This is a genomic window from Candidatus Polarisedimenticolia bacterium (genome assembly GCA_036004685.1).
GTDB lineage: Bacteria > Acidobacteriota > Polarisedimenticolia > Gp22-AA2 > AA152 > DASYRE01.
Genome location: DASYRE010000037.1, coordinates 88821 through 97216 on the forward strand (window position 1 = coordinate 88821; position 8396 = coordinate 97216).

An 8396-nucleotide genomic window follows, 5' to 3' on the forward strand; every position below is an offset into this window, starting at 1 on the left:
GTCTAACCGATCCTCGCGGCGCGCGCGGCCGGGCGCGCGGGGCGCTTTCCCGCTTCGAGCCACCGCGCCTCTTCCACCGTGAGCGTCAGCGCCGAATAATCCGCCTCCACCTTGCCGCGCAGGAGAAACGGGCGGGTGTTCGTCAGGATCCGGCAGAATCGGTCGTACGCCCGGGGAAAGAAGGTGGTCTCGTAGATGTCGGTGGTGTCCTCGAAGGAGAGGAACTCCATCGGCTCCCCCTTGCGGGTCTCCACCAGCTTGCCGGTGATCAGCCAGCCGACGGTGGTGACGCGCCGGCCGGCGTGGCGCCCCAGGTCCCGGGCGGCGATGGTGCCGATTCCGGAAAGCGCCCGCCGGTAAAGCGTCAGCGGATGCCGGCTCACCAAAAAGCCCAGCGTGTCGGCTTCCTCCCTCAGGATTTTCTCCCCGTCCACTTCCGGGGGCTCCGGCAGATCGGCGCGCTCCGGCTCGAACAGGGAGGGCTGCCTTCCCGTCGCGGCTCTTCGATCGGCATGGGCGGCGAGGCGCCAGGTCAGCGCCGGCCGGCTACGGCGTCCCGCGATCGAGTCGAAACAGCCGGAGCGGATCAGCAGCCGCACATCCGATGGATCGGCGTCCACCCTCGCCAGGAAATCGGCGATCGATCGGAAAGCTCCCCGGCGCCGCCGCTCCTCGAGCAGCGCCTCCACCGTCGCCTCCTTCAGCCCCTTCACCTGCATGAATCCCACTCGCACGCTTCCCCGCTTCTCCGGCGGGCCGGAAGTTTCTGCCTCCAGGGCCCTCCCGTTCGCCGGCCTCGGGTGGCTCACTCCGGTGTAATGCATCGCGGAGGCGTTCACGTCCGGCAGGAGCACCTCCAATCCCATCCGGCGCGCCTCGGAGACGTAGGCGAGCGCCGAGTAATACCCCCCCTGGTTGCTGATCACCGCGGCGATGAACTCCGCCGGGTAATGGGCCTTGAGGTAGCACGCCTGGAAAGAGACGAGGGCATAGGAGGCGGAGTGCGGCTTGCAGAAGGAATAGCCCGAGAACGACAGGATCATCTCCCAGACCTTGTCGGCCACCTCCCGGTCCACCCCCCGGGCGACGGCCCCCGCGAGAAACTGCCGGCGGTAATCCTCGAGGCGCCGGCCGGGCCACTTGTGGGACAGGATTTTCCGGAGTCCGTCCGCCTCGATGGTGGAGAGCCCGCCCATCTCCATCGCCACCTTCGCGACGTCTTCCTGGTAGCACATGATGCCGTGCGTCTCCGTGAGGATCCTGCCCAGGATGGGATGGAGCGGCCGATAGGCGCCGCCGCGCAGCCTCCGGACGTATTCCCGGATGTACTCGTTCGCCGCCGGCCGGATCATCGAGGAATGGATCACCAGGTGCTCGAAATCGCCCCGCCGGGTCTTCTGCTGGAGCTGGCGCATGGCGGGCGACTCCACGTAGAAGACCCCCATCGTCTTGCCGTCGCGCATCAGCGCTAGCGTCGCCGGATCGTCGAGCGGGCTGAAGGCGTCGTGGCGGATCTCCGTCCCGTGGTTCCGCCGCACCGCCGCCAGGATGTCCCGGATGACGGAGAGCGAGCGGTTCCCCAGGAGGTCGATCTTCACCAGTCCCGCTTCCTCGGCCTGGTCTTTTTCCCATTGCACGACCGGCACTCCCTTGGCCGCCCTTTGAACGGGAACGTGCCGGTCGATCCCGTCCGGAGCGATCACCACGCCGCCGCAATGGACCGAGAGGTTCCGGGGGGAGCCGGCGAGGCGCTTCGCCCAGGCCAGGATCTCCATCCAGGGAGGCGGCAGCCGCAGCCCGCGGAAAAGCGGATCGCGCCCGACCGCCTCTTCCGGATCCTCGGGGCCTCCATACCGGCTCAACCGGGACGTCACGGCGCCAATCTCGGCCGGCGGCAGCCCATACACTTTCGCCACCTCCCGCACCGCCGCGCGCGGTCTCAAGGTGACGTGATTCGCGATCATGGCGGCCTGCCCGCCGCCGTAGGTGTCGAAGACATATTTCAGGATGTCGTCCCGCTCGTCCCAGCAGAAGTCGACGTCGATGTCGGGGGGGTCCTTCCGCCCGGGGTTCAGGAAGCGATCGAAATAGAGATCGTGCCGGAGCGGATCGACGTGCGTGATGCCCAGGGAATACGAGACGAGGCTGGCGGCGGCCGATCCGCGGCCGCAGGTCCTCGGCGATTGCTGCACGATTCCCTGGACCACCAGGAAGTAGTCGGCGAAGCGCTTCTCGCGGATGATGGCGAGCTCGTAGTCGAGGCGCGCGCGGGCGGCGGCGGTGATCGAGCCGTAGCGCCGGATCACTCCCGCTTCCGCGTGCTCTTTGAGCAGCGCGAAGGCGGCCTCGGGATCCCGTCCCTGGAAGCAGGGGAAGATCAGCCGTCCCCAGGGAGGCTCCTGCCGCTCGCATTCCCCGGCGATCCGGCCGGCGTTCTCCACCGCCTCGGGGCAGAAGGAGAAGATCCGTTCCAGCTCTTCCGGGGATCGAAGCCACGATCCTTTCGAGGCCAGCTCCTCCGGGGGGACCCGATCGCGCGTCGTGTTCAGCGCGATGGCCCGGAGCAGCCGGTGCATCTCCCAATCGCCGGGATCGGTGAAGTAGATCTCGCCGGCCGCCGCCGGCGGCAGCCCGAGCGCGCGCGCCTCCTGCAGGCGCGCCAGCGAGCCCGTCGCGCGCCCCTCCCCGCCCGCCGTCAGCGCCAGGTAGAGATCCCGCCCCCCTCCCGTCTCGAACAAGGCGCGCAGCACCGGCAGGGAGGCGCAGAGAATCACCAGCCCTTCCCGCTCCGCCAGCGCCTCGGCGAGCCGCAGCGCCGGCTCCTGATGCCGACGGGTGAGAAGCCGGCAAAGCCGGGAATAGCCCGCGTCGCTTTTCACCAGGCAGAAAGCGCGTCCGTCCGCGCCGCGGATCTCCGCTCCCAGCAAGGGCCGGATCCCGGCGGCGCGGGCCACCTCCCAGAACCGGATGATGCCGTAGACGCCGTCGGTGTCGGTGACCGCCAGCCGATCGAACCCGCGCCGCGCCGCCGCCGCGATCAGCTCCTCGGGCGAAGCCGTTCCCCGCATGAGGCTGTAATGGGAATGCACCGCGAGGGGAACGAAACGGCTCACGGCGCCCTCCACCCGTCCCGCGCCCGCCGCGGCGCGACCGCGGCCTCGCCGTGGCGCTCCCGGATCCGCGCCAGCGCCGTCTCGAGGCGCGCCTCGCGCCCGGCCCGAACCGCACCCTCCGCCGGAGACGCGAAAAGGGAGAGCTGCCGCGGCAGCGTCCGGAGATCCGCCAGCTCCAGTTCCAGGTGCCGGATCCGGATCCGGCGCCGGCGCGCCGTCTCGAAGAGCCGCCCCGCCGTGGCGCGGAGAAGGAACTCCGAGGCGGTGGGCCGCGCCGGCCTTTCTTCACGGGCCGCCGTGACCCCGTCGGCGTAACGCAGCCGCACCGCGACCCGCGCCGCCTCCTTCTCCAGCTTCCGCAGCCGCGCCGCGCCCCGCACCACCAGGCGATCCAGCGCCTGGCGGTGGACCGCTTCTTCGTTGGAATCCTCCGCCAGCGTCTCCTCTTCCAGCACTCCCGGTGCCGCCGTGGGGGAGCGCACCGGCGACTCGTCGATGCCGCGGGCCTCCCGATAGAGAGGCCAGCAGCGCCGTTGGCCGAGCAGGAGACGCAGCTGCGCCAGCGTCAGCGCCGCCAGCTCTCTCACCTGGATCACGTTGACTTCCGACAGGATCTCGCGGGAGGGAGGGTCCACCGAGGGGAGGAAATCGACTCCCAGGGGCGCCAGAAAGGGGGCTTCGCCGCCGGGAAAAACGTCGACCAGACGCTCCGGGCGGACGACCCGCGCCGCCACCCGGCTCACCAGCTTGTTGGAGGCGACCCCCAGGGTGGAGGCGAGACGCAGGCGCCCGAAGAGCTCCCGGTGGATCCGGCCGGCCGAATCGGCCGCCTCGCCGAACAGACGCCGTGTCCCGGTCATGTCGAGGAAGACGTGTCCTTCCCCCGCCGGCTCCAGCAGGGGCGAGTAGCCGGAGAGCAGCTTCAGGATGGCTTCAGAGGCGCGGCGGTACAGGGATGGATTGGACGGCAGGATCGTCAGATCGCGGCAGATCCGGAGCGCCCGAACGAGAAGCATCCCTCGAAAAACCCCCGCCGCGCGCGCTTCGAGCGACGCGACGAGAACCGGCGCCCGCGTCGAAGAGGAGGGGGCCACCACGACCGGACGCTCCCGCAGGCGCGGCGCCACCACCCTCTCCACGGCGATCGGAAAGGCGGGAATGTCGAGGTGCAGGATGGCGCGGTGCATGGACGGAGACTCACGATTGAAACTTCCGGATCAGGCCGATGACGACGCCGCGAATCTCCAGATCTCCCGCCCCCTCCTCCAGGAACAGGGGCTGCAGGGCGGGATTGGCCGGGCGCAGCTCCACGCGGCCTCCTTTCCGGTAGAACCGCTTCACCGTCGCCTCGCCGTCGATCACGGCCACCACCGTCTGGCCGTTCTGGGCGACGGCCTGCCGCTTCACGACCACCACGTCGCCGTCCCGGATGCCGTCGTCGATCATGCTGTCGCCGCGCACCCGCAGCGCGAAGTTCTCGCCGCTTCCCAGCAGGCTTTGCGGGATCTCGATCTTCTCGCTGCCTTCGATCGGCTCGATCGGCTTGCCCGCCGCCACGGTCCCCAGCAACGGGATGGAGAAGGAGGGCGCTCCGTGCTCGACGAGCCGGAGGGCGCGCTTGCGGTTTCCCCAGGGGCTGCTGAGGTATCCCTTCTCCTCGAGCTTCCGGAGGTGCTTGGCCACGGCGTTGGTGGATCGCAGGCGCAGCGCCCGGCCGATCTCCTGATAGGTGGGCGCCTCCCCTTTCCGGGCGATGTAGTCCCGGATGAACTCGTAGATCTCCCTCTGCCGCGCCGTCAGGTACATCGCCCAACCTCGGTCGCCGGCATCCTCACCTTCCCGGAGCGTGGCTGGCAGGAAAGTGAGGGTTCTCGATGATGCCGAAGACGTTCCCGAAAGGGTCGGTGACGGTGGCCACGCGGATGTCGTCTCCCACCTCCTGGACGGGGCCGTGGGCGGTGGCTCCCCGCGCCAGCAGGCGCTGCAACGCCGCGGCGGCGTCGGCGACCCCCCAATAGGCGACCAGGCCGCCGCGGGAGGAGCCTTCGATGTCGGGATCGAGGCCCAGCTCGAACCCGCCCACGTTGAAGCCGACGTAGAACGGCTTGTCGAAGTAGGGCCTGATTTTCAGGACCTGGCTGTACCACGCCTTCGCTTTCTCCAGATCGTCCACAGGATAGATGACGGTCCTCAGTCCCTGGAACATTCCGGCCTCCTTTCCGAAAGGGCCCGCTCGGCGAAAAGTGATAGTAATAAGGTAGGTGAAAGGAGGGTGAAAGTCAATCCCTGAACAACGATCCCTGCCCCTTGGGAGGAAGCGTGAGGACCCGGGGTCCAATCTGCGGGTAGGCGGCCACCAGATCGGGCGGCGCTTCGACCCTGCGGCCCAGGAGCATCGACAAGAGCGTCAGGGACGCCAAGGGCGCCTTCCCACGGAAATGGTTGTTGGCGATGATGAAGAGATCGGCGGTCTGCTCGGCCATGCGCCGGATTCGATCCACCCAAGGGGCGAGCTCCTCCTCGGCGTAGAGATAATCGTAGCGACCGTCCCGTCCTTCCCGGCGGAACCAGTCGCGGGCGTTGCGCCCGTGGAACCGCGCATAGCCGACCCGCGAGGTGACCACTTCGGTGGGCCGGAGAGACCGGGCCACTCCCGGCTGATCGACGTTGCAAAAGCCGGCTTGCCGCGCGCGCAGAAGGTCGAAGAACGGCTCCTTCGCCCAGGCCTGATGCCGCACTTCCACGACCAGGGGGTACTCGCGGAAGGCCTCGAAGATCGACTCCATGACGTCCCGGCTCTCCGCGGTGGGCCGGAAGGAATAGGGAAACTGGATCAGCACCGCGCCGAGCCGGCCGGCGGCCGCCAGCGGATCGAGAGCCCCCCGGAAGGCGGCTTCGTCTCCCGGCCTCAGCTCGTCGCGCCGGTGGGTGAAGTTCTGAAAGAGCTTCACCGTGAAGCGGAATTCCGGCCGATCCCGGACGCGCGCCGCCCAGGAAGCCGCGTAGGCCGGCTCGGGAATCCGGTAGAAGGAGGTGTTGATTTCGAGCGTGTCGAAGAAGCGCGCCAGATAGGCGAGGCGATCGAAGCTCCGCGTCTTGCGCGCGGGGTAGACGATCCCTTCCCAGTCGGGGTAGGACCATCCGGCGACGCCGAGGCGGATCATCGAAGCGAGTCTACCAACTCATGGTATGGTGCGCGAGATGCGCGAGGGCCCGCGGCCTCTTTTCATTCTTCTCTATCTCCTCCTGCTGGCCGCCGCCACCGGCGTCCTCGGGGAAGCCCTCCTGCGGATCTTCTTCCGGCGCGAGCTCGAAAGGGCGCCCCTCGCGGCGGAGCGGAGCGCGGAGCATCTCTTCTGGCGGCGGAGTCCTTCCCTGGGATGGGACCACGTCCCGGGCGCCTCGGGATATTTCACCAACGGCGCCTTCCGCGGGGAAGTCCACATCGACGCCGCGGGAAACCGGATGAATTCCAGCGCCGGCACTTACGTCGCCGGCTATCGGGACATCCTGTTCCTGGGGGACAGCACGACCGTCTCCATGGAGGTCGACGACGGGAAAACCGTCCCCGCCCGTCTCGAGCAGGCGCTGCGCCGGCGGGGCTTGGGCTACAACGTCGTCAACCTGGGCGTCCGCGGCTATGGAACCGATCAGTCGGTCCGCAAGGCGCTGGAGTTCGCCGCGAGCCGGGAGCCCGTCGCGGCGATTTACCTGTACGTGGAAAACGATCCCTTCGACAACAACGTCCTCCGGGAAGCCGGACGCAAGTTCGGCAAGGGCGTCTATCTCCGTCCGGAAGGAAGCGCCGATTTCATCGCTTACGATTATCCCGTTCCGGCCTATCCCGGCGATTTCGTCGGACTGGTCGTCCTCGACGGAGGTTGCATCCCGCGCGTCCGCACGGGCGTCGCCCGGAAGCCGGAGCCTCGGCGGCTCGACGCGCCCCGGCGCTTCCTCGACGATCACCTCTTCCTGGCGCGCGGCCTGGGAAGGATCCGTCGCTTCTTCGAGGAGCCGGATCCGGCGGACGTCGATCCCGAGGCCATGACGCGGGGCCGCGACTGGGCCTGCTACTCCGCGTACACCGACGCCGGCGAGCCGCGCGCCCGCTGCCATGAATACTTCGACTCCCAGATGGAATTCCTCCTCGGCGCGCTCCGGAGGATCCCGTCGCTGCGCGCCATCCACCTGGTGCAGTTCCCCGATTCGTTCCGCGCGCGCGCCCTCGCCGCTCGCGGCAAGGCGGCCAGCGCCGAGGCTTTCCGGCGTCTCCTCGCCCGGAAGACGATCGACAGCTATCTGGACCTCACCGATCTCCTGGAGCGGGAAGGACGCAGCCGCGCCGACTTCCAATGTCCCTATGACGAGCACTTCTGTGAGAAAGGGATCGACTGGATCGCCGCGGAGATTGCCGCGCACGTCGTCTTCCCGTGAGCCGCGGCGCCGCCTCCCGTCTTGACATCCTCGTCCCGGAGGCCTAACTTGCGGCATCGACTTCCCTCTTTCAGGCCGTCCCGACGGAGAGCTGCCAATGCGGATCGGCTCCCTGCTCCTTCTGGGCGCATTCGCTCTCGGAACGGCCGCCCGCGCGGCGGGAGAGGAAGGCTCCTCGAAATCGGCGGAAGCCCGCCGGCCGCGGGGCCCTTATCTCCTGCGCCAGATCTTCGGAGACCAGCCCCGGTCCGCGCCGGAAGTGTTCGGCATCGTGCCGGGGATCCGGCGCGCCGACCTCCCGGCCGGCCTCGATCTCGGGAAGGAGGCGGCGGAGGCCGGCTCCCCGACGGCGTTCGTGAAGGAAATCTCGGGGCGCGCGACCGTGTCCTTCGTTTTCGCGGGCCGCGACGCCGAAGCCCGCCTCGACCACATCACCGTCACCGTCATGCAGGCGCCGCACATCACCTCGAAATCGATCCTCCTGCACCTGACCAAGATCTACGGCCCCCAGGATTCCGGGCTCGCCGAATCGCCTGAAATCCTCGGAAGCTGGCAGCATGGAACGATACTACTCCGGCATTTCGCCTCCGACAGCTTCTTCGAAATGACCCTGCTGTCCCCGGCTCCGCCGGCGCGATCGGGTTCCGGGGCGGCGCCGTCGACCGAACGCCGCCCTCCTTGACAAGGGCGGCCGCCGAATCTAGCCTTCCTAGTGTTGCGTTTCGGAAATCATGTTAACACCGAGGTCGCCGAGGCGCCCGGATCGCAAGGCGCGCCAGAGCGTCGCGTACCCAAGGCGGTACGCAAGCGAGGCGCAACGCGGCGAGCCGGGATGGATCGGGGGCCGAA

At 68.6% G+C, this 8396-nt stretch carries 7 protein-coding genes; 2 read left to right on the forward strand and 5 right to left on the reverse strand.

The genetic code is table 11. The features are described 5' to 3' along the window. Window positions 1–2: 2 nt before the first annotated feature. The 5 genes from VGR67_10295 to VGR67_10315 form a co-directional block, all read right to left on the reverse strand. Window positions 3–3113 carry a DNA polymerase III subunit alpha gene (locus VGR67_10295; protein HEV8336796.1) on the reverse strand — a complete coding sequence of 1037 codons (3111 nt, stop codon included), beginning with the start codon at window positions 3111–3113 and terminating at the stop codon, window positions 3–5. Beyond that, window positions 3110–4300 (reverse strand): hypothetical protein, encoded by a 1191-nt coding sequence (locus tag VGR67_10300; protein HEV8336797.1) that lies wholly within the window; start codon window positions 4298–4300, stop codon window positions 3110–3112. Before VGR67_10300 ends, VGR67_10295 begins: the two co-directional genes overlap by 4 nt. Window positions 4301–4310: 10 nt before the next feature. Continuing rightward, window positions 4311–4919, reverse strand: coding sequence for a transcriptional repressor LexA (gene lexA / locus VGR67_10305; GenBank protein HEV8336798.1), 609 nt, complete (start codon window positions 4917–4919; stop codon window positions 4311–4313). 25 nt (window positions 4920–4944) lie between these two features. Beyond that, on the reverse strand, window positions 4945–5319 hold the full coding sequence (locus VGR67_10310; protein ID HEV8336799.1) for a VOC family protein: 375 nt from the start codon (window positions 5317–5319) through the stop codon (window positions 4945–4947). 73 nt (window positions 5320–5392) lie between these two features. After that, the gene (locus VGR67_10315) at window positions 5393–6277 is read right to left on the reverse strand and encodes a DUF72 domain-containing protein (GenBank protein HEV8336800.1); all 885 of its coding nucleotides are present in this window, start codon (window positions 6275–6277) and stop codon (window positions 5393–5395) included. Between the two features lie 37 nt (window positions 6278–6314). On the opposite strand from VGR67_10315, the gene VGR67_10320 reads away from it, so the two are divergent. Then, window positions 6315–7547 (forward strand): hypothetical protein, encoded by a 1233-nt coding sequence (locus VGR67_10320; GenBank protein HEV8336801.1) that lies wholly within the window; start codon window positions 6315–6317, stop codon window positions 7545–7547. Window positions 7548–7644: 97 nt separating this feature from the next. Continuing rightward, complete coding sequence (locus VGR67_10325) at window positions 7645–8229, forward strand: hypothetical protein (protein ID HEV8336802.1); 585 nt, start codon at window positions 7645–7647, stop codon at window positions 8227–8229. Window positions 8230–8396: the final 167 nt, after the last annotated feature.